Source organism: Halobacillus halophilus DSM 2266 (assembly GCF_000284515.1).
GTDB lineage: Bacteria > Bacillota > Bacilli > Bacillales > Halobacillaceae > Halobacillus > Halobacillus halophilus.
Map to the genome: position 1 here is coordinate 2,599,603 of NC_017668.1, position 26,254 is coordinate 2,625,856.

A 26,254-nucleotide genomic window follows, 5' to 3' on the forward strand; every position below is an offset into this window, starting at 1 on the left:
CGCTTTTTAAGCAAGCGGTTATTTTATTTGTATTGATTTTTTTCGTCAATAGAAACCTCTCCTTCATCATTAATGGTACATAATGAAATTTGATCTAAAGACTCATACCCCTGCTTTTTAAGTTCATTTAGCAGCCAGTTCTTGTTTTTACGTATATTCTTAAGACCGCTATATTGGATTTCTCCGTCCGCGATCAAGACGACAGCATATGAGGAATGACCAGAATCATCTTTCTCAAAAACCGATAGTTTTCCAGAAGGTTCCAGGATGGCATATGCTACATCATTTACTTGTTGAATCCCATGCTCACGTAATTGTATAAGTAAATCATTGAAATTATAGCGCTGCCGTTTCATCTCATACTCGTCTACCTTACCGTGTTTAATAATAACGGAAGGTTTTCCATCGAACCAGCTTCTAAACCTTTGATTCTTTAGGGAAACCCAGGCACTGCCCAATTGTATAGCTAATAATACAGCCATAGGAACAACTGCTTTCCAAATCGAAGAATCGGGTTGTTCAATAACAAATACTCCGATTTCTGCGAGCATAATAAAAACAACTAAATCCATAACACTTAACTCACCGATTTCCCTCTTACCCATAAAACGAAAAACTAGAAGTATAATTAAATAAGTGAGAAGAGTTCTTACTATAAGAGAGACATACACCATGAAAATCCACGACCTTTCAACAGGCTTACTCTCTTATAAGATGACCCATTCTCACTTTTTTTATGAATAGAAAGGCTGTAAATATCGGAAGTAGACATAAATGGATGCGATCACTAGAGATAATATTAGAACTGGTATTCCATACAGCAAAAATTTAATAAATGATATAGGCTGACGGTGACTCGCAGCTATACCAGCAACTACGACATTAGCGGAGGCACCGACCAGCGTTCCATTTCCTCCTAGACAGGCTCCTAAAGCAAGCGACCACCAAACAGGATCGACATTCATCATTCCATACCCCTGTAGTTCATGCACGACAGGAATCATGGCAGCGACAAAAGGAATATTGTCCACGACCCCTGAAAGCAGGCCTGAGCTCCATAGCATAACAATAGAAGTAATTGGGAGATCTCCGCCGGACAGCCATACCATACCACGTGCCAATTCATCGATAATTCCAACGGTTTCTAAACCACCTACAAGCATGAATAATCCCATAAAGAAAAATAAGGTGACCCATTCAACCTCCTGAAAGACGTGTTCAACATCAAGTTCTTTATCCGTCAAAAATAATAGCAATAAGGCTCCGCTTACCGCAATCGTCGTAATATCCATATGCACAAATGGATACAGCATAAATCCAGTTATCGTCAGTACGAGTACACTTACGGACTGAAATAACAATGGCGAGACCTTTAAATGTTCCCTTGCGTTCATTTGCATCAACGCACCAGCGAGCTCTCGATCATATGTTAACTGTTTACGAAACAAAAGCATGAATATAATTAACACCACAGCAAAAATCAACAGCACTACTGGTCCAAGATGATAAATAAAAGATGCAAAGGTGAAGTGTTCGACGGCCTGTCCGATCATAATGTTGGGAGGATCACCTATAAGAGTAGCTGTGCCCCCTATGTTTGAACTAAATATGGTAATCAATAAATAAGGAAAAGCTGGCAGCTTCAACCTTTCGACAAGTGTAAGCAATACAGGGACTAATAGAAGAACGATGGTCACGTTATTCAAAAAAGCTGATCCGACAGCTGTGAAAGTAGCTGTCACAGCCATCAAGGGGATAGGTCGTCCTTTGACCATTTGGGCTAGACGAATGGCCATATACGTGAAAATTCCCGTCTTCTGGGTTATAGAAACCAGCAGCATCATCGAAAATAATAAAGCCACCGTTTCCCAATCGATAAAACCGAATGCCTCTTTCCATTCATACACATTCGTCATTAATAAGAGGACTCCGCCTGCGAGTGCAACCAGGGCCCTGTTCAATTTCTCCGTCATGATTAACGCATAGCTCGCTACGAATATGAGTAATGCAAGTAAAGTTGCCATACACCTTCCCCTTTTATAAGGACTTTACTTTATACGTATTCAAGGAAGAGTGAAAATATCTACTTCTATCTAAGGCTTAAGCATGCATATAGTGATAATGACAAGCTTAAGAAGGGAGATTTTTATTATGAAAAAATTTACGCAGGGCGTCCTTGGATATGGAATTGGCTCTATCCTTCTGCTGATGATTATTTCCGCGGCTGTACTGGCTCTTTTCCTTCGTTTTACATCTATGGAATATCAAACCCTCAATCAAGCAGCTCTGATCACCGGTTTGAGCATTTTAGCATTTGGTGGAATGATGGCTGCTTACAAAGGGGAGCAGAAAGGGTGGCTTTCCGGGGTTATGACAGGTCTTATTTTCGTGGCGGCTATGGCTTTATTCCAAATCATTTTTGAGAATCAATTTATATCTCTGCCGCAGCTCAGTTATTTCGGAGGGTTGGTTCTAGCAGCCTGGCTCGGAGGAATGATTGGGGTCAATTTGCCAAGACGAACGGCAAAAAGGTAATTGAACATGAAAAATCCCGCTGCAAATACAGCGGGATTGTAATCATTAGTCCTGATTTAGTTTCTCACGAACAGATGAACGATCGAATTTCATTTGCGTTCCATCCTGTACCGTAACAACTAGAGATCCTTCATCTATAGCATGGACCGTACCATGGAGACCTCCGATTGTGATGATTCTATCGCCTTTTTGCAAGTCCGCCTGCATTTGTTGTACTTTTTTCTGTTTCTTTTGCTGCGGACGAATTAATAGGAAATAGAAAATGACAAACATTAGAATAATTGGTAATAAACCGACTAATGTATCCATTTAATTTCCCCCCTTCTAAAAGTTCTTCGCATTTGGTTTATTGAAACCATATTGTTCAAAGAATTCTTCTCTAAAGTCTCCGAGTCGATCTTCTTTAATGGCTTCACGCACTTGCCTCATTAATTTTAACAGAAAATAAAGGTTATGATAAGTAGTTAATCTAAAGCCAAACGTTTCACTCGACTTAACCAGGTGTCTGATGTATGCCCGGCTGTAATTGCGGCATGTATGACAGTCACAATTTTCATCAATGGGACGAAAATCACGGGCAAATTTTGCGTTGCGGACAACCAGACGTCCATTAGATGTCATACATGTTCCGTTCCGTGCGATCCGAGTAGGGAGAACACAATCAAACATATCTATGCCCCGCATGCTGCCATCAATTAGTGAATCGGGTGAGCCTACCCCCATTAAATAGCGTGGTTTTTCATCAGGAAGAAGAGGAGCAGTAAAATCAAGCACCCGGTTCATAACATCTTTTGGCTCACCAACGGAAAGTCCTCCAATAGCATATCCCGGGAAATCCATTGAAGTAAGATCTCTTGCGCTTTGTCTGCGCAAATCTTCATATTCTCCTCCTTGGATAATCCCAAATAGCCCCTGATCATGAGGTCTCTGATGGCCTTCCAGGCATCGTTCAGCCCAGCGACTAGTCCGCTCCACTGACTTTTTCATATAGTCATGCTCAGCAGGATAAGGAGGGCACTCATCAAAAGCCATCATTATATCAGCACCCAGTGAATTTTGGATGTGCATGGCTTTCTCAGGTGAGAGAAATAGTTTTTCTCCACTAATATGGTTACGGAAGTGAACGCCCTCTTCTTCAATCTGTCTCAAGTCACTTAAGCTGAATACTTGAAATCCTCCTGAATCTGTCAGGATGGATCCATTCCAATTCATGAAAGAATGAAGACCTCCTGCTTCTTCAACGATATCTTCCCCTGGTCGCAGCCAAAGATGATACGTGTTGGAAAGTATAATTGGAGCCCCCATCTGCTCAAGTTCCTCAGGACTCATCGTTTTTACCGTTGCAAGCGTGCCTACAGGCATGAACATTGGAGTTTCAAATGATCCGTGAGGTGTATGAACTTTTCCGAGACGTGCACCCGTTTGTTTACATGTTTTAATTAATTCATATGTGATTGCCATTATTTCTGTCCTTTCTCCACTTCAAGCAATAATCTAACTAAACAATTAACATCGCATCTCCAAAGCTGAAGAATCGATACTTATTCTCCACAGCTCTAGCATATGCTTCCAGAACAAATTCACGACCTGCAAAGGCACTGACCAGCATAATCAGCGTGGATTTAGGCAGATGAAAATTCGTAATCAGTCCGTCAATCGCTTTCAGCTTTTGGGGTGGGTAGATAAATATATCCGTCCAGCCGCTAGCTTCCTGAAAAGTTCCGTAATCACGGATGATTGTTTCCAAAGTCCTTGTGGAGGTAGTACCTACAGAGATTATTCGACCTCCCTGTTTTTTCACCTGATTCAATTGGTCAGCCGTTTCTTGAGATACTTGGTAGAACTCAGCATGCATATCGTGGTCTTCCACCTTATCGACACTAACAGGACGAAAGGTTCCAAGTCCGACATGAAGGGTGAGATAGGCTATCGTTACACCGGAAGCTTGAAGGTTTTCAAGTAGTTCGTTCGTAAAATGAAGACCGGCAGTAGGTGCTGCTGCAGACCCTTCTTCCTTCGCGTACACAGTCTGGTAACGTTCCCTGTCCGACAGCTGCTCCTTAATATAAGGGGGAAGCGGCATCTCACCAAGGGATTCCAGCACTTCCATAAAAATCCCTTCATAAGAGAACCTGACTTTTCTTCCTCCATGTTCCTGCATCTCCGTGCATTCAGCTATTAACTGTCCGTCTCCAAACACAATACGAGTACCTGGTTTTACTTTTTTAGCAGGTTTGATAAGTACATCCCACTCGTCTTTCGTATCTTGATGGAGGAGAAGAACTTCTACTTTTCCTCCCGTGTCTTCTTTTGCACCAAATAGCCTGGCCGGAAGTACGCGTGTATCATTTAAAACGAGGCAGTCGCCTGGCTTTAATAGCCTTTCAATATCTGAAAAATGGTAATGTTCTATTGTTTCAGCACTCCGGTCGCAAACCATGAGGCGTGAAGAAGAACGATCCTGAAGCGGTACCTGAGCAATAAGCTCTTCGGGCAGTTCAAAATCATACTGCTTAATATCCATTTAAATCCCCTATTCTTCCTTAGCGTATTTTACCAATAATATAAAATATAAGTGATAGAACAATACTCGCAACAATGGACGTCATAATTGGAAAATAAAAGGTTGTATTCCCTTTTTTAAAAGACAAATCCCCTGGAAGTCTGCCAACAAAACTCCATAAAAGTCCTATCACGATAAACACAATCCCTATAACAATAAATATTTTTCCGAACCCAGTCAAGTTCCGGGCACCTCCCTATGGAAGTGAGCGTATGCTTTAGGTGTTACGACACGTCCACGCGGAGTTCTTTGTATAAATCCAATTTGAAGAAGAAACGGCTCGTACACATCTTCAATCGTCTGAGACTCTTCTCCAATTGTAGCCGAAATAGTATCAAGCCCCACTGGTCCCCCTCGAAATCCATCCATAATGCCTTTTAAAAGCTTGTGGTCTATATAATCCAGGCCTTCAGCGTCTACTTGAAGCATTTCTAACGCTTCTTGGGTCGTTTCGAGAGAGATCACGGATTCACCTTTGACCTGAGCTATATCACGTACCCGTTTAAATAAGCGGTTGGCAATCCGCGGTGTTCCCCTCGAACGACGGGCAATTTCCACAGCAGCATTAAAATCAATTTCTACATGAAAAATATCAGCTGTCCTCTCTACTATTGAGCACAATGCCTCTGTTTCGTAATATTCCAATCTGCTGTGGACTCCGAACCGATCACGAAGCGGCGCCGATAATAATCCTGCCCTTGTGGTGGCTCCGACCAGAGTAAAGGGAGGGAGATCAAGGCGCATCGATCTCGCACTGGGTCCGCTGCCTACAACAATATCCAGACAAAAATCTTCCATCGCAGGATAGAGCACCTCTTCTACTGATCTTGGTAATCGATGAATTTCATCTATAAAAAGAACATCCCCAGGCTCTAGTGAAGATAAAATTGCGGCCAGATCTCCGGCCCTCTCAATGGCAGGTCCAGCCGTTGTCCTGAACTGCACACCCATTTCATTGGCAATAATAGAAGCAAGCGTCGTTTTCCCGAGCCCCGGAGGGCCGTAGAGAAGTGCGTGGTCCAGAGGTTCCTCTCTCATCTTTGCTGCTTCAATAAAAATATGCAGATTTCGTTTAGTCTGATCCTGACCAATATACTGTTTGAGCGTTTCTGGTCTCAAACTAAGTTCAATGTCCTGATCTGTCTCCTGCAACTCGCCGGAAATCATTCGATCTTCCACATTAGTTCCCCCTTTCAATTATGACTTCATCAGTATCTGTAACCCTTGTCTGACATAATCATCAACACTGCCTTCGTTGGTTTTTTGAAGTTCTGTTCGTGCCAATTTAATTTCTTTTTCTGTATAACCCAAAGCCTTTAATGCTTCAAGTGCATCTTCTATACGCTCTCTTTTCTCTTTTGAAGTCAGTTCCTCTTGATAGAAAATTGTATCTTCATTCTGCTCATCAGGGAGCCATACAATCAATTTGCCTTTTAAGTCCAATATCATCTGCCTGGCGGTCTTCTTTCCGACACCAGGGAATTTAGTTAAGTACTTATCGTCTTCCTGTTCAATAGCTGAAACAAATTCGGGGACACTAACCGTACCAAGTATAGCTAAAGCACCCTTTGGACCGATCCCTGAAACATTTAAAAGCTGGGCGAACAGCTGTTTATCTTCTTTTTTTCTGAAGCCAAATAATATTTGTTGATCTTCTCGTATATAGTGGTATGTATGAATTTTTATCTCGCGGTTCAAATAATCTTGAAAGTTGTAAGGGGTAGCACATAGAATCTCATAACCGATACCACCTGTTTCAAGAGTTATAGACGCATCTTCAATTAAGCTTAATTGTCCTTTTACATAAGTAATCATAGTTGGAATTCCTCTCTAACCTGTATTGCTTAGCACTCTCTATTGTAACACACAAGCACATGTTCGCCCATGACAGAACCGCAAGAAGAATGTAGATTCCTGCCGTGTTCAGCAGCTTTAATGACTTGTTTCACAAATAATCTCGGCTACCAGCTCACAAAATAAAACAGCCGTCTATGACTATTCATAGCGGCTGTTCTTCTCCAGCATACTGCTTAACGACTTGCTCGAAATGAGAGGCATCTTTGATTTTAATGCCATCTTTCAATTCTGACTTCCTCTTCGATTCTAATGGTTCTATAGGGATAGGTTTAAAGGATTCTATAACCTTCCCCTGGGAAGGAGTCCCCTCAAATACGGCCAATTCTCCATCTTCCGTAAGTCCGAAATACCCCTGCTGCTTAGTCAGTGGTGAGATATCTTCTACTTGTCTTTTGAAAACGATCTGATCCAGCTCCTGTGATTCTATGGACCATCCTTCATAAGTCGACCAGAAATCCACCATAGACCATATTGTTTCTTCCTTATGAATGGTCTCCGTTACACCATCGAGATAATGCTGTTTCAATACTACCTTTATCGTTAAAGGTTCCGGATTCACTAGAGTTTCCACAGAATTTTCTTCTGTTTTATTAATCACCGTTCTATGATAAGATAAATCCTCTGCTCTAAGAGAGACTTCTTCTTCCGCACCAAACCATTGCCATCCTGCAAAAATTAAACTGGCCGGTATAATCCATAACCATCGATTCATCGCAGGTTCCCCCTAACTAAAAAATAACTTCTGCCCCTAGTATGTCCAGGAACAGAAGTTATTATGATAGAAAGACAGCGATTAAGATAATTTCTCTAAGATGGCTTCATCTGCGTCTAAGTTATGATATACCTCTTGCACATCATCATTATCCTCAAGCATATCAATTAATTTAAGCATCTTTTCTACGCCCTCTTCATCCAGAGGCGTGTATGTTTCTGGAATCATCGTAACTTCACTCGTCACAAATGAATACCCGCTTTTTTCAAGCGCAGCCTTAACATCAGAAAAGGATTCAGGTTCAGCATAAATTTCGAATTGATCCTCTGTTGTTTCCATTTCTTCCGCTCCGGCTTCGATTGCCTCAAGCATCAACTCTTCTTCGTCCGCCTCTGTTTCACCGCGATCCACCACTAAGTAGCCTTTGCGGTCAAACATAAAGGAGACGCAGCCATTTTCACCCAGATTTCCATCGTTTTTATTAAAGGCATGTCGCACGTCTGCTGCGGTTCGGTTTTTATTATCTGTTAACACCTTAACCATAACGGCTACTCCGCCAGGACCATATCCTTCATACGTGTACTCTTCGTAGTTTACTCCTTCAAGATCACCTGTTGCTTTCTTAATCGCACGATCGATATTTTCATTTGGCATATTATTTGATTTAGCTTTATCTACAGCTAAGCGGAGATTGGGATTCATCTCTGGATCCCCGCCGCCTTGCCGGGCAGCCATGAATATCTCTCTTGCCAGCTTCATAAAAAGCTTACCCCGTTTGGCGTCTTGAGCACCTTTTCGGCGTTTTATATTACTCCATTTTGAATGACCAGCCATGGACATTCTCCTCTCCAAAGCAAATCTTTTCCTTTATCAATATACCACAATTTCCCGGTGAGAATAAAGCAACTTACTTACCGGTCTGGTTTTGCTGAAAGAAATCTCTGATCTGACTTTTTAGTTGAGCTGGAGCCTGGGAAGCTTTTAACCTGGCGTTCAAATCCTTCATGTGATCCCAATTATTATTATTGGTATAGATGATGATTGGTTTATCTGTGATTTCTTTGACTTTTGCCTCAACCTTCTTAGGAATGGACTGATCCCTGCGGTCATATGGATTAATCATTACCGCGAGATACACTTTCTTGTCATCCGTAAACGCCTGAGTCATCGTGACTTCTTCTAGTTCATTGACCTTCTCCATAATCACCATTGATTCTTCGTTGTTAAACGCATTATCATGCCCTCTGTTGGTCTCTTTAAATTTGGAGTTACGGAATTCTTCTTCTGCTGTACGTTTGAACCAGCTGTCTTCTCCAGTAGGAATCTGGCCTCTTCGTTTAATGCCAGGGTCCCCTCCGTAGGTGATGGGTTCATAGTAAGTGGTATCGTCTCCAGCCTTTTCTTCAGGCTGCGTACCACACCCAGCTGTTAGTAAAACCGTAAACATTAGAACCATAAAGTATTTCCACATAAAAAAACATTCTCCTTTTACCATTACTATGGTTTAAGGAGAATGTTTTAAACAGTTAATTTTACCCAACCCTTTATTGCGGCGGTGAAGGCGGAAGAGTCCGTTTGTGAACCGATTTTTTATGCATGGCCTCTATAATCTTTCTATCTTTTTCAGGAATTTCTTCCCCGCGTAGGAAGGCATCAATTTTATTATAACTTGTTCCCATTTCATTCTCGTCCGTCTGACCTTCCCAAAGCCCTGCACTTGGTTGTTTATTAATAATATCATCAGGAACATTTAAATAAGCAGCCATCTCGCGCACTTCACCTTTAGGCAGGTGAACTAATGGTACGAGATCAACTCCTCCATCCCCGTATTTAGTAAAATATCCGGTGTACCATTCAGCAGCATTATCTGTACCTACTACTAAATATTTATGGTTCGCCGCGATGGTATATAGTGTGCTCATACGCAGCCTTGCACGTAAATTTGCATCTGCCAGTTTCTCCTGATCTTCGTCAAAAGTTCCATCTGCTTCCAGTTGGTTTTTGATTGTTTGAAACATAACATCATGAGTTTCAGTCAAATCTACTTTTATAGAGGATAAGCCACATGCGTTCGTCACTAATTCAGCGTGTTTTTGGTCGCTCCCCTGACTTTTACAAGGCATAATAACTCCAAGCGATTGATTCGGGAAAGCGCGCTTGATTAAGTTTGCGACTACCGCAGAGTCAATTCCCCCACTCACTCCTACAAGTAAGCCTTCTACATTTGCCTGTTCCACTTGTTCTCGTAACCATGTAACTAATTCATTAACTTTATGTTCCACCGGATTGTTCATCCTCTCACACATATGATACTTTATCTTAGCATATGTTCAGCATATCGGACAAACTTCTTCCGGCTCTCCCATGCTTTTTCTAATTTTTTTATATGCTTGGAAAGAGATACTTCACCCCTGAGACATCGCCTATAACCGTACAGCCATTCACGGAGAATATCAGCAGGAACCAATACTCCTTTTAACCAAATCTCAGGGTCAGGAGTGTGCTTGAAATACTGAAGAAGCAAAGCTCGCTGATTCTCCAGATAAGGAAGAAACCTCTGCCCCAATTGAATATGGTCATATAGGTGAGGCCCGGTGTGCAACAAATCAAAGTCAATTAATTTAATTTCATTTTTATTATTAATTATAAAGTTATGATGAGCGACATCGCCGTGCAGCCATTCGTTATTTTCCCATGCCTTTTCTTCTACTTCTCCCCACGGATGATTCGAAAAGCGTTCAAGTTGGATGATCATGTTTAAACGAAGCTCTTGATAGACACTTCTTTTTCTGTACTCTGAAAAGATATCCTGAGTTTCCTCAAATTGCTCCAAACGTCTTTCCCATTTAATATAGAGGGGATCTCGAGGGATAGCTAAAGTAGCGATCCCTTTGGTAGTGCGATGAAATTGATGCAGCACTTGCACAGCCTTTTCTCTGTCATAATGGTTGTCAAAATCTGCATGTTTACCTTGAACCCATTCAAAAAGGCCCCACGCGCACCCAAGCTTACTTTTTGTGTAGATATTATCTTGAAAAGGCAGAGGACGAGCAGCTGCTATTGAGGCATAGTTCCAATCCTGAAAGAAGCTGATCTGCTGTTCTAACGTTTGCGCTCTCCTGTATCCTTTTAATATCATAGGCTGACCATTATAGAGAACTTTATAAACTTTAGGCTTAATTACCTTCTCTAATCTAATTGGTAATTTCTCTTCTTGCAAGAGCCATTGAAAAAGGCGATCCGTATATGAATCGCCTTCTTTATGCTCAACTTTCATCTACATCATCGTCCCGCCAAGGACCCTGATAAGGCCCCATTGGCCCTGCCTGCGGGTAACCACTCCCCATCGATTGTGGCATGCTGTACGGACCCATTCCATATGGGCCTCCGCCCTGATGCGGGCCCCAACCGCCCATTGGGTATTGCATAGGGCCATAGGCTTGAGGATACCCATGTTGCGGGTAGCCATGATGGTGATAACCCGGATACATAGGCTGACCTCCATATCCCATTGCCGGAGACCAGTCCTGAGGCCCCCCAGCACCATCCACGCCGCATCCGCAGTCCCCTCCTGCTTGAGCTCCTTGGACCATAGGTGAGGAACTTTCCTCATATTCTTCTCCCATATAGCCTTGCTGGTGAGGGTACATAGGCATGTTATGCTGAGATGGCATCTGCATAGGCATATAAGCTGGCATCATTACAGGATGAGGCGGACAGCAATAAAAGTCAGTATGCACCAGTTGCGGCTGCATTGGCTGCTGCATTGGCTGCTGCATTGGCTGCTGCATTGGCTGCTGCATTGGCTGCTGCATCGGCTGTTGCATCGGTTGCTGCATCGGCTGCTGCATCGGCTGGAAGTAAGGCTGCTGAACAGGCTCCTTATACTGTGATTTCCCCTCCTCCTTTGGCGACTCCTCTGAAGGCATTTCTTCTTCTTTAGGAGCTTGCGGCATTGGCATTTGAGGTAAGTGAAAAGTCGTGTAATAATTTTGCATTTGCTGGTCAATACTTGGCATTTGAATCGGCATATTCATTTGAATAGGCTGTACAGGCATCATCGGTTTATCCATAACACCTTTTTTGACAGGCTTTTTCTCGTCCTCTTTGATGACAGGAATCGGTTTAGGTGATGTGTCTTTATAAGGTGGCATGGAAGGCATTTCTTTCTTCGGCATCATCTGCTTAGGAGCTTCTTTCTTGACTTGCTTCGTGCCCTGTGGAACCTTAATCTTCATACCCGGCATGATCATATCAGGATTAGAAAGCTGGGTATTAACTGATTTCAATTCTTCAAAATCTACCCCATACTTTTTGGCAATCTTCCAGAGTGTATCCCCTTTTTGCACAATGTGAATTCTCACCATTGCAACTCCCTTCCTGTGAATCTAAAAACTAAAAAGGCAATAATAGCTTCATAACACTCTATGCAGTTCAAGCCAAAAGATTGATGAAAAAGCCTATATTTCTTTTGAATAATAAAAAGAACCTCGCCAAAACCTTGATATAAACAAGGTTTCGACGAGGCATAAATTAAGCTCTCCGAATAGGAGAAGGAATATCTAATTGGTAACTTGGATAAGTTCCGAGAATTTTTAACTGACACCCTAAAGCTTCTAGTTCAGCCTGCACTCCAGGAAAGAGAATCTGGTCGTACGGCTGATCAACGTCTATTAAGAAAAAGTAGTTGCCAAGCCCGGTTTTCATTGGTCTTGATTCAATTTTAGATAAGTTCATCTTTCTCCACGCGAAGGCTGCAAGGACCTGGTGAAGAGCCCCCACATAGTCTTTAGGCAGCGTTACCATTACTGTGGTCTTCTGCTTTGTTACGAATTGGTCTTTTACCTTTAGTGTCATCGGATTCTTTTGGACGACTGCGAAACGCGTATGGTTATTATCGTAGTCATGAATGTTCTCAGCAAGAATCTTTAACCCATTTTCTTCTGCAGCCAGATGATTTCCAATGGCTGCTGCTCCAGTCCCTGTATCCGCTACAATTTCAGCAGCCCTTCCAGTGGAAGCTGTATATTCTAGATCTGCCTGCGGATAATTCTTGTGCAAATACTGATGACACTGAGCAATCGCATGACTATGAGAGTAAATTTTCTTAAGGTCATGGTCATGATGATCCGGATGCACAAGCAAATGCTGTTTGATCGGTACTGTCAATTCAGCAATAATGGACTGATTCACCTGATGAACCAAATAATCTATGGTCAAGTGGACAGAGCCCTCTATAGCGTTTTCAAGGGGAACGACTCCCGTATCTACCTCGCCGTTTTCCACTGCATCCAGGCAGGCTGGTATGCTTTCATATCCAATATAAGTACCACCATCGAACAAGCCATCGACAGCCATTTTTGTAAATGTTCCTTTAGGTCCTAAATACCCAATCCGTTGTTCGGCCATATCTTCCCCTCCAATTAAGCTCCCGTACTTAGAATTTCTACTCGATCCACAAAGTCGAGTTTATGAAGCTGCTGCAGCATCCGTTCTATCGTACCAACCATTCCAGTCGTGTTCAGCGACAAGGTAACATTCGCTTTTCCCTGTAATGGAATCGTCTGGTGAATGGTAAGAATATTGCACCCGGACTGTGCCACCGTACGCAATAAATTGGATAACGTACCCGCCCGGTCTTCTAAATGAAAGAAGAGAGTAATCATCTGCTCTTTTACCATTGCCTGAAAAGGAAATACTGCATCTCTATATTTATAAAAGGCACTCCTGGACAGTCCTACATGCTGAACAGCTTCAAATATAGATTCAGCTTTACCACGTTCTAACAACGCTTTAGCCTCTATGGTTTTTTTCATGGCTTCAGGGAGAATGTCGCTACGGACTAAATAAAATTTTTCGTTATAATCCGTCATCCAATCCTCTCCCCTCATTAATCTACAAATTCGAATTCATAATCAAGTACCCTGACTGTGTCCCCATCTTTCGCTCCTCGTTCTCTTAAAGCATCATCCACACCCATACTGCGCATTTGTCTGGCAAATCGGTTAATGGACTGATCTCTGGAGAAATCCGTTCGTCTGAATAAAGATTCAATTTTTTCACCATATAATACATAAGCTCCATCGTCTGCTCTTGTCAATTGGAAAGGAGCTTCTTCCTTTTCAAATTTATAAACGACTCGCTCATCGACTTCTTCAACAGATTCTTCCCGCTTCGGTATTTGATCCAATTTGTCAGCTACTGTATAAAGAAGCTCATCAAGACCTTCACGAGTTATTGTAGATATAGGAAAAACCATAACATCTTTATCTAGATGCTCTTTAAATGCCCTCAGGTTCTCTTCCGAATCCGGCATATCCATCTTATTGGCAACAATGATTTGAGGTCGATTTTCAAGTCTCTTGTCATAAGAAGATAACTCATTATTGATCGTGACATAATCTTCATAAGGATCGCGTCCTTCCAGACCTGACATATCCACGACATGAATCAGCAACCGTGTTCGTTCAACGTGCCGTAAAAACTGATGACCAAGTCCGATGCCTTCATGGGCGCCTTCAATCAGTCCAGGGAGGTCCGCCATTACAAAACTGCGGTGATCCTGACTTTCCACCACCCCAAGATTTGGGGATAAAGTTGTAAAGTGATAATCTGCAATTTTAGGTTTTGCTGCAGTTACCACAGAAAGAAATGTTGACTTCCCTACACTAGGAAATCCTACCAACCCTACGTCAGCCAACAATTTTAATTCCACAACTACATCAAGTTCTTCTCCAGGTTCACCATTCTCAGCAATTTCTGGTGCAGGATTTCTTGCTGTAGCAAACCTGGCATTGCCACGGCCGCCTCTTCCGCCTTTTGCTATTACGGCGCGCTGTTTATGTTCAGTTAAGTCAGCAATGACCTTATCTGTGTCCGCGTCCTTTACGGTTGTTCCAGGAGGAACGCTGACCACTAGAGGATCCGCATTTTTACCATGCTGCTTCTGGTTCATACCATTTTCTCCACGAGCCGCCTTGAAATGATGCTGGTACCGAAAATCCATTAGGGTGTTCAGCCCTTCATCTACTTCAAAGATAACGTTCCCACCATTTCCACCGTCTCCACCGGCTGGTCCGCCTTTTGGAACATATTTCTCACGACGGTAGGCAACTAAACCGTTCCCTCCATCTCCAGCTTTAACAAATACTTTAACCTGATCAACAAACATCCTCTTCACCTCTTCAATCTATCATCATCTCGATAGATAGTTCTCTTTCCTCTAAAATAGTGGCTATAAACCCTGCCTGATTCAACTCTTTCATAAAGGTTTCTGTGTGCCGGAAGCGGCCTTCCCACTCCCAGCTTAACCCTAGCGAATGCTCATCTATGCCCTTATAGATTTGGACGGTTCCCTCATAGAGTTCATCATCCACCCTGTAGTCATTCATCAATTCGATCATACGCTCACCATAAGCCGTCAGCTTTTGATCATGACGGGATAAATCAACTTCATCACTCAAAGAGTATTTAATTCTGTAATAGTCGTACTTCCAATTGAACGATATCAGCCAAATAGGAAAAACAACGGCATCACTATTCAATATTCTTCTTTCATTTTCAGCTTCTTCTTTTATGTCATCGATTTGATCTAATAACCGCTCCTGCTTCCCCAGAGATGCGTATCCCTGAAGCAGCTGAATTTGATTCATCCAGTCATGACGCTTATGTCTGAGCAGCGTAATGATCTCTTTGTCATCCAACGGGGGTCAGCTCCTTCGGTCATCCATAATAATAAAAAGTATAGCAAACATAGGCAGGAAACTAAAATAATCTTCGAATTTTTATATAACAAAAAAAGCCACGCTTATGCAAAAGGCACAGCGCGGCTTCAATTTACGTATGAACCCGTACACTATTCAGTTTACGCTTCCTGAGCAACAGGATAAACGCTGACTTTTTTGCGGTCGCGTCCGTAACGTTCGAATTTAACAACTCCGTCCACTTTAGCGAACAATGTGTCATCGCCGCCGCGGCCAACGTTAGCTCCAGGGTAAACTTTTGTACCGCGTTGACGGTAAAGGATAGAACCACCAGTTACCGTTTGTCCGTCTGCACGCTTAGCTCCAAGACGCTTAGACTCAGAGTCACGGCCGTTTTTTGTACTACCTACACCCTTTTTCTGGGCAAAAAACTGCAAATCAAGACGTAGCATGGGTCTCCACCTCCTTATTGGTTTGATATTGTAATATATTGGTTGTATTCATGTTCAATTGTCTGAAGCGAAACCAGCATGCCTTCAAGAAGCAATTGGGATTTAGCATAAGATTCTTTATTCAGTCCTTCAGGAAGAATAATTTTAAGAAAACCGCCTTCTCCGCCCTGCTCGACATGTGGTTCAAATTCACAAAGGCTCACCAGTGAATTGACTGCTCCAAAGGAAACAGCTGATACTGCTGCACATACTAGATCGTGACCATAAGGTCCGCTCTCAGCGTGTCCAGAAATCTCAAAACCTGTGATATCTCCCTGTGAACGAAACAACGACACGTTAATCATACCGTCCGACCCTTACGCGTTGATATCTTCAACGATAAGCTTCGTGTACGGCTGACGGTGACCTTGTTTGCGCTTATAGTTCTTTTTAGGCTTATATTTGAAGACGGTAAGCTTTTTCTGACGACCTTGTTTCTCAACTTTAGCCGTTACAGAAGCCCCATCAACATAAGGAGCACCGATTTTAGAATCTTCTCCACCTACAAATAGAACTTTGTCAAAAGTTACAGTGTCACCAGATTCTACGTTTACTTTCTCTACATAGATCTCCTGGCCTTTTTCAACTTTAACTTGTTTACCACCAGTTTCAATAATTGCGTACATACTTGCACCTCCTCGATTTACTCAGACTCGCCATTCAGGTACCGGAAACGGTTTTATTAAACCTGTTCTGTGCGGTTGTAGCATCGGAGTGCTACTAGAATAACAAAACAATGTTACCACAGTTCAAAACACGTTGTCAACATGATAACCGCGCTTATGAATCATTTCACGAATCATGTCCTCGGACCCTTCAAGCTCAATTTGATAGTGAGAAACGCTTGGATCCTCCCTAACAAACAGCTCCTGTGGAATTTTACTAGATATACTGCCTGAAAGCAATTGTTTTTTTACGATTTTAAGCTGAGGATTTATAGATAACAGAATAGCTTCCTGGTTTTTTCCCACCCCAAAAAGAAGCTCTCGTTCAAGACGGAAAACGGCCGTTTCGATCGTAAGCACAGGTTCTGGATTTTCCTGTAATAATTGGAGGGGACTCATCCATTCGTTTTTCCGAGTAATTTCCATGATACCTAAGCGTGTAATCCCTAAAATCTGCGTTCGTACTAAATCTTTTTTCGCCAGATTCTTCATCTCTTTTAGGAGATGTTCTGCAGCAGAAGTATCCTTCATAGATATAAAATCAACCATTATTATTCCAGAGATATTTCTTAAACGAAGCTGCCTGAGAATTTCTTTCCCTGCCCGCCTGTTCACATCTAAAGTTTGGGAGTTGGAAAAAGCTTTTCCTTTATATTTGTAACTATTTACATCAATAACTGTCATCGCTTCCGTTCTTTCGATTACAATCTCGATTCCGCCATCAATCTCCAAGTGAGAGTCGATAAGCTCCATTTGCATATCCTGTAACCTACGCGCTACTTCATTTGTTCGTTTAGGGTTCCAGCTAATCTTATCCTTAATTGATGGATATGTATTTTTTAATCGTTCGCTTTCCTCGACCCCATCTACGATGATAGCTTCCAAGGAATTTAGTGGGAACTTTCTAATTAACTGGTTAGGAATAATCTCATCTTTCCATATGAGACGCGGAGGTTTTCTAAGCTGCTGCGTTGTTATTTGCGACCACTGCTCCTTTAACACTTCCAGCTCCTTGAGCACTTGAGCAGGGTTAACATCAGCGGCAGCCGTACGGATAATACAGCCTTCTACAGGGCTCAGCTTTTCCTCAAGTTCAGATTGAAGGTGAGTTGTTGAAGCAGGCGTTAGTCTCTTCGAAATAGAAGTTTTCCCACCATAGGGCTGATAGATTGTATAAAGGCCTGGAAGAGTGATATCTGCACTAACCTGCGGTCCTTTATTACCCTTAGATTCCTTTATTACCTGGAGAAATAAGTACTCTCCTTCTTTTAAAGTGGTATGAATCGATTCATTAGCCCATGGAATAGCAGGCATCCCGAGAAAAGCATGCTTCCCTTCTCCAATATCAACAAAGGCCGCCTGAAGTCCATGATCAATGTTCTGCACTCTGCCAACAAAAACAGCCCCAGTAAGTGCCTTTACTCCGGGGCGGTCTATCACATATTCATTGATATGATTATTCTCTATGACAACTCCTGTTTTCTCAGAAGTTAGTGTATGGAAAACGATTTCCCTCATGTCATCCCTCTTCATAATGCAATTTTAGGTAGATCCCTTAAGCGTAAATCAAAATCTTTCTTTTCAAAATACGCTTGCAGGCATTCTTGCTCATCTACTATATAGAAAAGGGGGGACTCTTTCAATACATAAAGATGATTTCGGTTGCTTCTAATATTTTTCAGTGCATCTCGTACCAGCATTTCTTCGGTGACATTTATATATATAGGCCTTAAATGACGGCGGTCCTCAAGAGCACAATGCATTAAATACCTCATTTGTGTGTAAGTTCGTCTTCTCCATTCCAGAACATTTTCCACAATTAAAAAAGCAGCCAGAAGAATACCCGCAAACGTCCATCGTTCGTCCAGCGTAAGCCAACTGGCAACCAGAAGTATAGCAAGAAATGAAAAGAATAAAGTAAGCATGAGGCTTCTTCTGAAACTTGCTGCCTGATTCATCATATAAAATATTATTTTCCCACCATCTAATGGCCAGATCGGCAGAAGGTTGAACAGGAGTATAACTCCATTATAAAAACCAGCTACACTTAAGAGCGGATGAGGTCCCATAGTTACTTGCAAGATCGTAAGTACAGCAAATATCCAAATGTGCTGCAGCGGTCCTGCCATAATCACGGTTACCTGCTCACGAAAAGGACGTGTATTATGTTCTTCACTGACCACAGCACCTCCGAACAGCCAGAACTCTATTTTCGTAACTCTCCATCCAAAATGCTTAGCGGTAAAAAAGTGCCCCAGTTCATGGATCATAACAATAGAAAACAGGATAACAAATTCATAAATAGCCCCAGTCAGGAATGCAGAAATAGCTAATAGAAAGAAGAGAGGATGAATATGAATGCTTGGAAGCAAATTAAGAACTTTCATCCACTTTTATTACCTCTACAGGATCTAAATATCTTTCATCTTTCTCAATGGCAAAAAAGAACTCCGCTGATTTCCCTTCTTCCGATTTTACAGAACCTACATTCCTTTGGGCTTGTACATGTTCATAAAGATGAACATCAATGGAGGATAAATATCCATAAATGCTTTTCGAGCCATCTTCGTGCTGCACAATCACTGTTTTTTGAGTATCTTTATCATTTCCTGCAAAAATAACGGTTCCTTCTCTGACAGCCTTAATCTCCGAATTATTTTCAGTGGTTAACACGATTCCCTTTCCATCATTCTGAAAAGATGTGGTGACGGTTCCATTCACGGGCATGGCGAGATTTTCCTCCGTGGAGGATTGTTTAGGAGCAACCACCTGTAAAGGCTCTCCAAAGCGGTCACTATACCAGGCCGTCACTGTAGCAAATGGAAAGTCCTCCTGAAGTTGAGAAGTTACCCATTCCTCAGGTCCGTCAAGGAAAGCAATGTCTGTCTGTTTACCTAATGCTACAGCAGCAAATAATAGGACAGAAAAAAACAACTGAACCCCCAGACGACTTGTCTCTTTTCGGATCTCAGGAAGAGATCGTTTTTTTTCATAATCGCTACTTGTGACCAAAGGTGGATAGCCATGCATTTCTTCATCCTGAGGTGGAACAAACGACTTTTTAGGAAGCTCATAGCTGCCCTGAACCTTTTTTTTCTTACGAGCTGATATATTTTTACGGACATGTTCAATGTCTCTCCTCAAAATAATCCCTCTCTTTCCGCCACCTTTTTTTACATTCTATGGAGATAGAGAGGGATATATGTGTAAAAGCTTGTCCGCTGCCCAAAGAAAAGAGCGGCCTTTTTTATCAAAAACAGGCCGCTCTTTCCAAACTTTAAGTGCGCATTCCAAAGAAGCGTTTTACTTTTGAGAACATTCCATTATCTTCATCTAAATTCATTAGCGGCACTGCTTCACCCAATATTCTCCGGGCGATGTTCCGATAAGCTATCGAAGCTCTGGAATTTGGCTTCATTGCTACTGGCTCTCCGCTATTAGATGCGGTAATGACTGAGTCATCATCTACCACGATACCAAGCAAATCGATGGATAGGACCGAAACGATTTCGTCTACATCCAGCATGTCTCCGCTTTTCATCATGTGATTTCTTATACGATTTATAATAAGTTTCGGAGCTTCTATTTCTTCCTGTTCAAGAAGTCCAATTATGCGATCTGCGTCCCTAACACTTGATTTTTCAGGAGTTGTAACCACCACAGCTTTATCAGCGCCGGCCACAGCATTTTTATACCCTTGCTCAATTCCGGCAGGGCAATCGATAATAATGTAGTCATAGTCTTGCTTTAGCTCTTCTACAATTTCTTTAATTCCTTCCGGAGATACCTCGGATTTATCAGAAGTCTGGGCTGCCGGCAATAGATGCAGACAGTCAAAACGTTTATCGGTTACAAGAGCTTGTTTCGTTTTACAACGCTCATTTACTACATCTACAATATCGTAGATAATACGATTCTCAAGCCCCATCACAACATCTAAATTCCTGAGACCAATATCAGTATCCACCAGACAAACTTTTTTGTTCTGTAAGGCCAAAGCGGTCCCCAGATTGGCGGTAGTTGTGGTCTTTCCAACCCCTCCCTTTCCGGAGGTAATTACTATCGCTTCACCCATTCCTCATTCTCCTTTCAAAACTCGCAAGCTCGGGTTTCTTCTTCACAACTTCCTGTAAGCGGTCGATGCGAATCTTTCCTTCTTCTTCATCAATAAATCCGCACTCCATATATACACCTTCCGTTTCATAATCAGGAGCACGGCTCACCTGGTCGGCAATTCGCAATTGGCTCGGCTGCATATAAGAGGCAGCAATCACCGTCTCTGTGTCACCTTCAACCCCGGCATGAGCCACACCTTTGAGGCTGCCAAGCACATATACATTGCCAGTCGCCGATATACTACCACCTGGATTAACATCTCCAATTAACAGCAAATCCCCGCGCACCTCAACCAATTGTCCAGAACGAATGGTTTTGGCGATGGGAGTAATTTCTGTATTCTCTTTCCATTCAAGAGCTTCTTTTTTCGTAATGACATCAGATTCAATACGATCGACCACAAGCTTTTGCTTTTCTTTAATAAGGTCGACAAGTTCCTCTTTCTGTTCGTTCGTCACAAAACGTTTACCTAATTGAATTGTCACGTGAATCATAGGTTCTTCATCAGTAATGCCTTTCATAGACAGCTTACTTTGTAATTCCTTAAGAATATCCTTGTAAGCACACTGATCGTCTAAACTAAGCGTCAATCCATCTCTAGTTCCTTTAATTAATACTTTCTGATCGTTTGCCGTCACAGGCTGTCACCTCAGACCTTAGACATTTTACAAAAATTCTAAGCGTTATTTATTACTTCTGACCACTGTTTAACCCGATCCTTCACGACAGGATATAAAATAATAAAAAAGATCATATTAGCTGCCACAGTAGGCAGCAGTCGCAGGATAAGGTAAGTACCCCATGGCATGGAAGTGATTTGTACAAATGAATAGATTACGTATAGTAATGTATCGGATAAAATGATCCCCAGAATCACTAATAGTGAAGCTCCGATAAAATTCGAATGAATCGTCTTATTAATACCGTGGATCACGTAGATGACCAGCCCATAAGTTACCATGTAAACTCCAAGTATGCCAGTATATACAATATCGAGCAATAGACCAAATGCCATCCCGTACCAGACCGCAAAATAAGTTTTGTCCCGGTCAAAAAATATAGCCACTATTAATAAGAAAAGAAGTACCCAGTGAGGAGTCATTAATAGATTTGAATATACAAGCTTAGAGGGTAATAAACTCATAGCCATCCCCTGCATAACTAGAAGAAGCAGACAGATCAGAGCGATGTAATACCTTTTCATGAATCTCCATCCTCTTTCTGATCCTCATTTTCAACGGTCTGCATCGAGCGGTCAACCACGATAACATGGTTGATATTAAATAGATCAGCAAAAGGTTTTACGTATGCGGTTTTCGTTAAACCGAAATGATCGTTAACAACCTCTTCCACTGTACCAATTCGCAGATTACTAGGGAAAACACCGCCGAGACCTGAAGAGATAACTGTATCCCCATTTTTCAATTCTTCGTCCAGCTTAATCCCTTTCAACAGTAACCTGCCACTTTCTCCATCGTAACCTTCTATTAAACCAAATGCCTCGTTTTTATCTTTTCTTACCACCCAGGATGAAATCTTATTGGAACGATCAAACCCGCTCAATAGCTGAACAGTCGAATGAAAGGCTCCAGCGGATTTAATTTTCCCTACCATTCCTTCACTGGTCAACACCGCCATATCCTTGGCGACTCCATGTTCTTCACCTCGGTTAATGGTCATCTGCTCGAACCACCTGTCCGAGCTTCTGGCTATAACTGTCGCCTGGATAGGTGAATAATCACTCAAAGATTTTGTTTTCTCCATCGTTTTTCGCAGCTCCGCATTGTCATTCTTTAACCGCTGATTATCTTTGATAACGCCCTTGTACTCGGAAAGACGTGCTTTTAAAACCTGATTCTGTTCATACACTTCAAACATATTTTGAATATTGTCCACGGAGTTGTCAACTAGACTAACAGGTTTATGGATAATACTCTGCATCCATCCTACCGTGTCTTTAAAGAATTTCTCAGGCGTAGTTAAAGAGTCACGATCCCGAATCGAAAATCCGATCAAAGCAACCAATACAATGAAGCCAATTAATACTGCCATTAATCTTTTTCTTCGGAATAAGCTTGGCATATCTTGACCGCCTACTCCATTTTCGCTCGGCTTGCTACATTAGGCTGGGCTCTGAAATGGTGGATATTTTCGAGAGACTTTCCAGTTCCAATGACTACACAATCCAGTGGTTCTTCTGCAATGAAGACAGGCATCTCTGTACGTTCACTGATGACAGTATCCAAATTCTTAAGTAATGCTCCACCACCTGTTAAGACAATGCCGCGTTCCATAATGTCTGAAGCAAGTTCAGGAGGAGTCTTTTCCAACGTATTAATAATCGTTTCAATAATTGTATCCACTGTATCCTTAACGACATTAATAATTTCTTCCGAGTGAACCGTAATCGTTTTAGGAAGACCTGTAAGCAGGTCACGGCCGCGAATATCCATTTCATCATTTCCCTGAATACTACCTGCACCGCTGAGTTCCATTTTTACTTCTTCTGCCGTTCTTTCCCCAATCATAAGGTTATATTTTTTCCTGACGTGCTGAATGATAGATTCATCCATTTCGTCGCCGGCTACACGTATCGATTGACTGGTTACGATTCCACCCATGGAAAGGATTGCTACTTCCGTAGTACCTCCGCCAATGTCTACAATCATACTCCCTGTAGGCTCCCATACAGGAAGTCCAGCTCCGATCGCTGCTGCAAAAGGTTCCGCTATTGGAAATGCTTCTTTAGCACCTGCTTGTTTAGTAGCATCAATGACTGCACGTTCTTCCACCATAGTAATACCGGATGGAACACAGACCATAATGTTGGGCTTACTTGCAAATGAAGATCTGGTTTTCAGCGCTTTTTGAATGTAGTATTTCATCATTTGAGCTGTGGTTTCATAATCCGCTATGACCCCGTCCTTCATTGGACGAATGACAGTTATGTACGCAGGAGTACGGCCGATCATTTTACGAGCTTCATTCCCTACGGCCAGAATTTCACCTGTTTGATTATTTTTGGCTACAGCAGAAGGTTCCCTTACAATAACCCCTTTATCTTTTAGATAAACAAGTGTATTCGCAGTACCTAAATCAATCCCTAAGTCTTGAGAAAAACCAAATAGACCCAATTCAATCTTCCTTTCTAAGTGCCCGCATTGCTCAGGCGGGGTCAGGCATAAGCCTTTTCGTGGATTAGAAGAAGCGCCTATTTATAAGAAGTTCCTATAAATGGCGCCTTTTATCTCCATCTATTCAATTATACGAAAAATTAGATAAAATAGATAGTGTTACAAGTATCCTTTTTCTTTTAAAGATATAAACTTTCGATCTCCTATAACAAGATGATCCAGTAGTTCGATACCGATCATCTTTCCGCATTCCTGCAATCGTCTTGTTACCTGAATGTCCTCTTGAGAAGGCGTAGGATCTCCCGAAGGATGGTTGTGGGCACATATAATGGAGGCAGCCGAGCGTTTCACGGCTTCTTTAAAAACCTCACGAGGATGAACAATCGAAGCGTTCAAGCTTCCGATGAAGATGGTCTGGCGATGGAGTACCTGGTTTTTAGTATTCAGGAATAAACAAATGAAGTGCTCCTGTTTTAAGTCACGCATTTCTTCCATAACGAAATCGGCTCCGTCTTCAGGGCTGCGAATCATATATCTTTCCACCGGCTTCATTTGCTGCATCCGCTTCCCTATCTCAATAGCCGACATGATCAAAACGGCCTTTGCTACGCCGATCCCCCTGATAGCAGTCAATTCTTCAAGAGTCGCATCTTTTAGTAATAAAATCCCTTCAAAATGAATAAGAAGACGCTGAGCCAAATCCATAACTGACTCTCTTTTAGTGCCGCTTCCTAAAAGAATGGCAAGTAGTTCCTGGTTGGAAAGATGAGATGCGCCTATTTCCAAAAGTCTTTCTCTGGGACGATCCTCCTTGGGTACATCCTTAATCATAATACTTGCATTTGTCACCCTCTTCGCTCCCTTACAACTCATTCCTCATGTAGAGAACGTTAGTCCAGCAGCACACCAAAGGCTTCAAGCTCTCTTACAACTCTAGCTATAGGTAAGCCTACTACACTGTAGTAATCTCCTTGAATATACTTTACAAAAAGCGCTCCTTTCCCCTGTATGCCATAACCACCTGCTTTATCCCAGGCTTCCCCTGACTCCATATACTTATGAATTTCCTTATCCGATAGGGAAAAGAACGTCACATCTGTTCTGACAACAAATGTATGGATGTGTTCCTTAGAACGCACTGTGACTCCTGTATGCACTTGATGTGTGCGACCGCTTAAATTCGTAAGAAAACGAATAGCTTCACTCTCTTCAGCGGGTTTTCCAAGGATTTCTCCATCTATGGACACGAGGGTATCGGCTGTAAGCAGTACTTCATTTTCCTCAATAGGGATAGCCAAGCTTTTTTGCTTTGATAAATAACTGACCGCTTGTTCTGGCAGAACACCTATTTCTAATTCTTCGTCTGTTCCGGAGACTCGCAGTAAAAACTCGTACCCGGCTTCTTTAAGTAATTCTTTTCTTCTGGGTGATTGCGATCCAAGTATAAGTGTTGGCATTAACTAAGCTCCTTACTCTACATGAGGTATTCTTATTTTACAGGAATCTCTGTTAGTCTTTGATTTACATAAACCAAATTTCCAGTTACCAAAAACAAGTAAAAAAGAAGAATCCAATAGTGAAATTCTTAAAAATTCGTTACATTGAGAGACCTTTATTTTCTATTCCATCATTTTTTCAAGAGAATAAGCTACCTTCAGCCAATTCAAATGATAATCGTCACGTTGCTCCCATTCTTGCAGTGGGGAGATTAACGGAGAATTGGGTTCCTGTTTCTCCAGGGTACTAAGCAGCTTCTGACGATCTGCATCGGAAAGCTGATCAATTGAAAAATTCTCCAAGTGATCGATCATAAACTCAAAAGTTTTGGCTTCTTCTCCTTTAAAGGAGCCTTCCCCCTTCAATACAGACCAGGGTTTTACGTAGGTTTCGATATTACGTGCAGATAACTCCGCAGCTATTTGAGAAGCTTCAGTCTCTGTCTGCGCGCTTCCTGCAAATAAATAAAACTGATGATCCCTTTCCCAAACCATAGAAGAAACAGAAAGAGCAGTCAATTTACTTTTCCACTGGACAGCTTTCTCTTCTGTTGTAAACACTCCTGCCTGAACCAAGTAGGCTTCAACAGCGTTGGGATTTACAGCAGCAACCTGCTCTGTAACGGCTTCTTCAGAAGGAACTGAGGCAGGCACCATTTCTTTACCCGCTGTAGTTTCGTCTGTCAGGCTAACAAACATGCGCAGGAGTAGAAAACCAAGTCCTAAGCTTAATAAGAGTGCTGATGAAGCAGCAATGACCAGATACTTTACTGAATTTTTCTCATACCTCTTCTTCTTAGTGGGTGATTGGTGTGGTTTTCGAATTTCTAATACCGGTATCTCTTCTATCTGATTTGGTCGTGGGTCTGAAGCCGCAACCTCCTCTTTCGCCTGGATTATTTCATTTTCAGGAACTTTTTCATTTTCATTGCGGAAAGATATGGTTATTTTTTTATTCGAATCCATCGTTTAATCACTCCTG

At 42.0% G+C, this 26,254-nt stretch carries 33 protein-coding genes and 1 other annotated feature; of the genes, 1 reads left to right on the forward strand and 32 read right to left on the reverse strand.

Features of this window, described 5'->3' with window-relative positions; translation table 11 throughout:
* Positions 1 to 23 precede the first annotated feature (23 nt).
* Both HBHAL_RS12875 and HBHAL_RS12880 read right to left on the reverse strand, forming a co-directional pair.
* Positions 24 to 674 carry a YetF domain-containing protein gene (locus tag HBHAL_RS12875; RefSeq protein ID WP_014643871.1) on the reverse strand — a complete coding sequence of 217 codons (651 nt, stop codon included), beginning with the start codon at positions 672 to 674 and terminating at the stop codon, positions 24 to 26.
* Positions 675 to 734: 60 nt separating this feature from the next.
* A complete protein-coding gene (locus HBHAL_RS12880) occupies positions 735 to 2,024 on the reverse strand; it encodes an ArsB/NhaD family transporter (protein WP_014643872.1) in 1,290 nt (429 codons plus the stop codon).
* Positions 2,025 to 2,151: 127 nt separating this feature from the next.
* On the opposite strand from HBHAL_RS12880, the gene HBHAL_RS12885 reads away from it, so the two are divergent.
* A complete protein-coding gene (locus HBHAL_RS12885) occupies positions 2,152 to 2,535 on the forward strand; it encodes a TIGR04086 family membrane protein (protein ID WP_014643873.1) in 384 nt (127 codons plus the stop codon).
* 45 nt (positions 2,536 to 2,580) lie between these two features.
* Here HBHAL_RS12885 and yajC read toward each other — a convergent pair whose 3' ends face one another.
* The 30 genes from yajC to HBHAL_RS13035 all read right to left on the reverse strand — a co-directional run bounded on the left by yajC (position 2,581) and on the right by HBHAL_RS13035 (position 26,238).
* Positions 2,581 to 2,844 (reverse strand): preprotein translocase subunit YajC, encoded by a 264-nt coding sequence (yajC, locus tag HBHAL_RS12890; RefSeq protein ID WP_014643874.1) that lies wholly within the window; start codon positions 2,842 to 2,844, stop codon positions 2,581 to 2,583.
* Positions 2,845 to 2,859: 15 nt separating this feature from the next.
* Positions 2,860 to 3,996, reverse strand: a complete 1,137-nt coding sequence (gene tgt, locus HBHAL_RS12895; RefSeq protein ID WP_014643875.1) for a tRNA guanosine(34) transglycosylase Tgt — start codon at positions 3,994 to 3,996, stop codon at positions 2,860 to 2,862.
* Between the two features lie 37 nt (positions 3,997 to 4,033).
* Positions 4,034 to 5,059, reverse strand: a complete 1,026-nt coding sequence (gene queA, locus HBHAL_RS12900; protein ID WP_014643876.1) for a tRNA preQ1(34) S-adenosylmethionine ribosyltransferase-isomerase QueA — start codon at positions 5,057 to 5,059, stop codon at positions 4,034 to 4,036.
* Positions 5,060 to 5,078: 19 nt separating this feature from the next.
* Positions 5,079 to 5,279, reverse strand: a complete 201-nt coding sequence (locus tag HBHAL_RS12905; RefSeq protein WP_014643877.1) for a DUF2905 domain-containing protein — start codon at positions 5,277 to 5,279, stop codon at positions 5,079 to 5,081.
* Complete coding sequence (gene ruvB, locus HBHAL_RS12910; protein WP_014643878.1) at positions 5,276 to 6,277, reverse strand: Holliday junction branch migration DNA helicase RuvB; 1,002 nt, start codon at positions 6,275 to 6,277, stop codon at positions 5,276 to 5,278. The genes HBHAL_RS12905 and ruvB overlap by 4 nt, the downstream gene beginning before the upstream one ends.
* A gap of 18 nt (positions 6,278 to 6,295) precedes the next feature.
* Positions 6,296 to 6,913 carry a Holliday junction branch migration protein RuvA gene (gene ruvA / locus HBHAL_RS12915; protein ID WP_014643879.1) on the reverse strand — a complete coding sequence of 206 codons (618 nt, stop codon included), beginning with the start codon at positions 6,911 to 6,913 and terminating at the stop codon, positions 6,296 to 6,298.
* A 184-nt stretch (positions 6,914 to 7,097) separates the two neighbouring features.
* Entirely contained in the window at positions 7,098 to 7,667 is a 570-nt protein-coding gene (locus HBHAL_RS12920) for an intercompartmental signaling factor BofC (RefSeq protein WP_014643880.1), read from the reverse strand.
* A gap of 81 nt (positions 7,668 to 7,748) precedes the next feature.
* Positions 7,749 to 8,501, reverse strand: coding sequence for a YebC/PmpR family DNA-binding transcriptional regulator (locus HBHAL_RS12925; RefSeq protein ID WP_014643881.1), 753 nt, complete (start codon positions 8,499 to 8,501; stop codon positions 7,749 to 7,751).
* A 73-nt stretch (positions 8,502 to 8,574) separates the two neighbouring features.
* Complete coding sequence (locus HBHAL_RS12930) at positions 8,575 to 9,138, reverse strand: YhcN/YlaJ family sporulation lipoprotein (RefSeq protein WP_014643882.1); 564 nt, start codon at positions 9,136 to 9,138, stop codon at positions 8,575 to 8,577.
* 73 nt (positions 9,139 to 9,211) lie between these two features.
* Positions 9,212 to 9,949: an NAD(+) synthase gene (gene nadE / locus HBHAL_RS12935; protein ID WP_041601369.1), complete on the reverse strand. Its 738-nt coding sequence runs from the start codon at positions 9,947 to 9,949 to the stop codon at positions 9,212 to 9,214.
* A gap of 32 nt (positions 9,950 to 9,981) precedes the next feature.
* Entirely contained in the window at positions 9,982 to 10,944 is a 963-nt protein-coding gene (locus tag HBHAL_RS12940; protein ID WP_014643884.1) for a phosphotransferase, read from the reverse strand.
* On the reverse strand, positions 10,934 to 12,034 hold the full coding sequence (gene safA, locus HBHAL_RS12945; RefSeq protein WP_014643885.1) for a SafA/ExsA family spore coat assembly protein: 1,101 nt from the start codon (positions 12,032 to 12,034) through the stop codon (positions 10,934 to 10,936). Before safA ends, HBHAL_RS12940 begins: the two co-directional genes overlap by 11 nt.
* Positions 12,035 to 12,200: 166 nt before the next feature.
* The gene (gene pheA, locus HBHAL_RS12950) at positions 12,201 to 13,076 is read right to left on the reverse strand and encodes a prephenate dehydratase (protein WP_014643886.1); all 876 of its coding nucleotides are present in this window, start codon (positions 13,074 to 13,076) and stop codon (positions 12,201 to 12,203) included.
* Between the two features lie 14 nt (positions 13,077 to 13,090).
* Positions 13,091 to 13,540 carry an ACT domain-containing protein gene (locus HBHAL_RS12955; protein WP_014643887.1) on the reverse strand — a complete coding sequence of 150 codons (450 nt, stop codon included), beginning with the start codon at positions 13,538 to 13,540 and terminating at the stop codon, positions 13,091 to 13,093.
* 17 nt (positions 13,541 to 13,557) lie between these two features.
* A complete protein-coding gene (gene obgE / locus HBHAL_RS12960) occupies positions 13,558 to 14,838 on the reverse strand; it encodes a GTPase ObgE (RefSeq protein WP_014643888.1) in 1,281 nt (426 codons plus the stop codon).
* A gap of 13 nt (positions 14,839 to 14,851) precedes the next feature.
* On the reverse strand, positions 14,852 to 15,370 hold the full coding sequence (locus HBHAL_RS12965) for a Spo0B domain-containing protein (RefSeq protein WP_014643889.1): 519 nt from the start codon (positions 15,368 to 15,370) through the stop codon (positions 14,852 to 14,854).
* Positions 15,371 to 15,531: 161 nt separating this feature from the next.
* A complete protein-coding gene (gene rpmA, locus HBHAL_RS12970) occupies positions 15,532 to 15,822 on the reverse strand; it encodes a 50S ribosomal protein L27 (protein WP_014643890.1) in 291 nt (96 codons plus the stop codon).
* A gap of 14 nt (positions 15,823 to 15,836) precedes the next feature.
* Positions 15,837 to 16,166, reverse strand: coding sequence for a ribosomal-processing cysteine protease Prp (locus HBHAL_RS12975; protein WP_014643891.1), 330 nt, complete (start codon positions 16,164 to 16,166; stop codon positions 15,837 to 15,839).
* Positions 16,167 to 16,178: 12 nt separating this feature from the next.
* Positions 16,179 to 16,487 (reverse strand): 50S ribosomal protein L21, encoded by a 309-nt coding sequence (rplU, locus tag HBHAL_RS12980; RefSeq protein WP_014643892.1) that lies wholly within the window; start codon positions 16,485 to 16,487, stop codon positions 16,179 to 16,181.
* 13 nt (positions 16,488 to 16,500) lie between these two features.
* Positions 16,501 to 16,574: a sequence feature (ribosomal protein L21 leader region), on the reverse strand.
* 36 nt (positions 16,575 to 16,610) lie between these two features.
* Complete coding sequence (locus HBHAL_RS12985) at positions 16,611 to 18,044, reverse strand: ribonuclease E/G (protein WP_014643893.1); 1,434 nt, start codon at positions 18,042 to 18,044, stop codon at positions 16,611 to 16,613.
* An 11-nt stretch (positions 18,045 to 18,055) separates the two neighbouring features.
* Complete coding sequence (locus HBHAL_RS12990; protein WP_014643894.1) at positions 18,056 to 18,913, reverse strand: site-2 protease family protein; 858 nt, start codon at positions 18,911 to 18,913, stop codon at positions 18,056 to 18,058.
* Positions 18,900 to 19,670 carry a peptidoglycan DD-metalloendopeptidase family protein gene (locus HBHAL_RS12995; RefSeq protein WP_014643895.1) on the reverse strand — a complete coding sequence of 257 codons (771 nt, stop codon included), beginning with the start codon at positions 19,668 to 19,670 and terminating at the stop codon, positions 18,900 to 18,902. Before HBHAL_RS12995 ends, HBHAL_RS12990 begins: the two co-directional genes overlap by 14 nt.
* A 133-nt stretch (positions 19,671 to 19,803) precedes the next feature.
* Positions 19,804 to 20,601 carry a septum site-determining protein MinD gene (gene minD, locus HBHAL_RS13000; protein ID WP_014643896.1) on the reverse strand — a complete coding sequence of 266 codons (798 nt, stop codon included), beginning with the start codon at positions 20,599 to 20,601 and terminating at the stop codon, positions 19,804 to 19,806.
* On the reverse strand, positions 20,594 to 21,280 hold the full coding sequence (minC, locus tag HBHAL_RS13005; protein ID WP_014643897.1) for a septum site-determining protein MinC: 687 nt from the start codon (positions 21,278 to 21,280) through the stop codon (positions 20,594 to 20,596). Before minC ends, minD begins: the two co-directional genes overlap by 8 nt.
* A gap of 38 nt (positions 21,281 to 21,318) precedes the next feature.
* Positions 21,319 to 21,846 carry a rod shape-determining protein MreD gene (gene mreD / locus HBHAL_RS13010; protein WP_014643898.1) on the reverse strand — a complete coding sequence of 176 codons (528 nt, stop codon included), beginning with the start codon at positions 21,844 to 21,846 and terminating at the stop codon, positions 21,319 to 21,321.
* A complete protein-coding gene (gene mreC / locus HBHAL_RS13015) occupies positions 21,843 to 22,724 on the reverse strand; it encodes a rod shape-determining protein MreC (protein WP_014643899.1) in 882 nt (293 codons plus the stop codon). Before mreC ends, mreD begins: the two co-directional genes overlap by 4 nt.
* Before the next feature lie 11 nt (positions 22,725 to 22,735).
* Positions 22,736 to 23,776, reverse strand: a complete 1,041-nt coding sequence (locus HBHAL_RS13020; protein ID WP_014643900.1) for a rod shape-determining protein — start codon at positions 23,774 to 23,776, stop codon at positions 22,736 to 22,738.
* A gap of 159 nt (positions 23,777 to 23,935) precedes the next feature.
* Positions 23,936 to 24,607: a RadC family protein gene (gene radC / locus HBHAL_RS13025; protein ID WP_041601678.1), complete on the reverse strand. Its 672-nt coding sequence runs from the start codon at positions 24,605 to 24,607 to the stop codon at positions 23,936 to 23,938.
* A 59-nt stretch (positions 24,608 to 24,666) separates the two neighbouring features.
* The gene (locus HBHAL_RS13030; protein WP_014643902.1) at positions 24,667 to 25,233 is read right to left on the reverse strand and encodes a Maf family protein; all 567 of its coding nucleotides are present in this window, start codon (positions 25,231 to 25,233) and stop codon (positions 24,667 to 24,669) included.
* Between the two features lie 162 nt (positions 25,234 to 25,395).
* Entirely contained in the window at positions 25,396 to 26,238 is an 843-nt protein-coding gene (locus HBHAL_RS13035) for an SPOR domain-containing protein (protein WP_014643903.1), read from the reverse strand.
* Positions 26,239 to 26,254 lie beyond the last annotated feature (16 nt).

Excerpts from the sequence above, each read along its gene's own strand:
- HBHAL_RS12875 (WP_014643871.1), bottom strand. The coding sequence starts at position 674 with ATGGTGTATGTCTCTCTTATAGTAAGAACTCTTCTCACTTATTTAATT.
- HBHAL_RS12880 (WP_014643872.1), bottom strand. The coding sequence starts at position 2,024 with ATGGCAACTTTACTTGCATTACTCATATTCGTAGCGAGCTATGCGTTA.
- HBHAL_RS12885 (WP_014643873.1), top strand. The coding sequence starts at position 2,152 with ATGAAAAAATTTACGCAGGGCGTCCTTGGATATGGAATTGGCTCTATC.
- yajC (WP_014643874.1), bottom strand. The coding sequence starts at position 2,844 with ATGGATACATTAGTCGGTTTATTACCAATTATTCTAATGTTTGTCATT.
- tgt (WP_014643875.1), bottom strand. The coding sequence starts at position 3,996 with ATGGCAATCACATATGAATTAATTAAAACATGTAAACAAACGGGTGCA.
- queA (WP_014643876.1), bottom strand. The coding sequence starts at position 5,059 with ATGGATATTAAGCAGTATGATTTTGAACTGCCCGAAGAGCTTATTGCT.
- ruvA (WP_014643879.1), bottom strand. The coding sequence starts at position 6,913 with ATGATTACTTATGTAAAAGGACAATTAAGCTTAATTGAAGATGCGTCT.
- HBHAL_RS12920 (WP_014643880.1), bottom strand. The coding sequence starts at position 7,667 with ATGAATCGATGGTTATGGATTATACCGGCCAGTTTAATTTTTGCAGGA.
- HBHAL_RS12925 (WP_014643881.1), bottom strand. The coding sequence starts at position 8,501 with ATGGCTGGTCATTCAAAATGGAGTAATATAAAACGCCGAAAAGGTGCT.
- HBHAL_RS12930 (WP_014643882.1), bottom strand. The coding sequence starts at position 9,138 with ATGTGGAAATACTTTATGGTTCTAATGTTTACGGTTTTACTAACAGCT.
- HBHAL_RS12940 (WP_014643884.1), bottom strand. The coding sequence starts at position 10,944 with ATGAAAGTTGAGCATAAAGAAGGCGATTCATATACGGATCGCCTTTTT.
- safA (WP_014643885.1), bottom strand. The coding sequence starts at position 12,034 with ATGGTGAGAATTCACATTGTGCAAAAAGGGGATACACTCTGGAAGATT.
- pheA (WP_014643886.1), bottom strand. The coding sequence starts at position 13,076 with ATGGCCGAACAACGGATTGGGTATTTAGGACCTAAAGGAACATTTACA.
- HBHAL_RS12955 (WP_014643887.1), bottom strand. The coding sequence starts at position 13,540 with ATGACGGATTATAACGAAAAATTTTATTTAGTCCGTAGCGACATTCTC.
- obgE (WP_014643888.1), bottom strand. The coding sequence starts at position 14,838 with ATGTTTGTTGATCAGGTTAAAGTATTTGTTAAAGCTGGAGATGGAGGG.
- rpmA (WP_014643890.1), bottom strand. The coding sequence starts at position 15,822 with ATGCTACGTCTTGATTTGCAGTTTTTTGCCCAGAAAAAGGGTGTAGGT.
- HBHAL_RS12975 (WP_014643891.1), bottom strand. The coding sequence starts at position 16,166 with ATGATTAACGTGTCGTTGTTTCGTTCACAGGGAGATATCACAGGTTTT.
- rplU (WP_014643892.1), bottom strand. The coding sequence starts at position 16,487 with ATGTACGCAATTATTGAAACTGGTGGTAAACAAGTTAAAGTTGAAAAA.
- HBHAL_RS12985 (WP_014643893.1), bottom strand. The coding sequence starts at position 18,044 with ATGAGGGAAATCGTTTTCCATACACTAACTTCTGAGAAAACAGGAGTT.
- HBHAL_RS12990 (WP_014643894.1), bottom strand. The coding sequence starts at position 18,913 with ATGAAAGTTCTTAATTTGCTTCCAAGCATTCATATTCATCCTCTCTTC.
- minD (WP_014643896.1), bottom strand. The coding sequence starts at position 20,601 with ATGGGTGAAGCGATAGTAATTACCTCCGGAAAGGGAGGGGTTGGAAAG.
- mreD (WP_014643898.1), bottom strand. The coding sequence starts at position 21,846 with ATGAAAAGGTATTACATCGCTCTGATCTGTCTGCTTCTTCTAGTTATG.
- mreC (WP_014643899.1), bottom strand. The coding sequence starts at position 22,724 with ATGCCAAGCTTATTCCGAAGAAAAAGATTAATGGCAGTATTAATTGGC.
- radC (WP_041601678.1), bottom strand. The coding sequence starts at position 24,607 with ATGATTAAGGATGTACCCAAGGAGGATCGTCCCAGAGAAAGACTTTTG.
- HBHAL_RS13030 (WP_014643902.1), bottom strand. The coding sequence starts at position 25,233 with ATGCCAACACTTATACTTGGATCGCAATCACCCAGAAGAAAAGAATTA.
- HBHAL_RS13035 (WP_014643903.1), bottom strand. The coding sequence starts at position 26,238 with ATGGATTCGAATAAAAAAATAACCATATCTTTCCGCAATGAAAATGAA.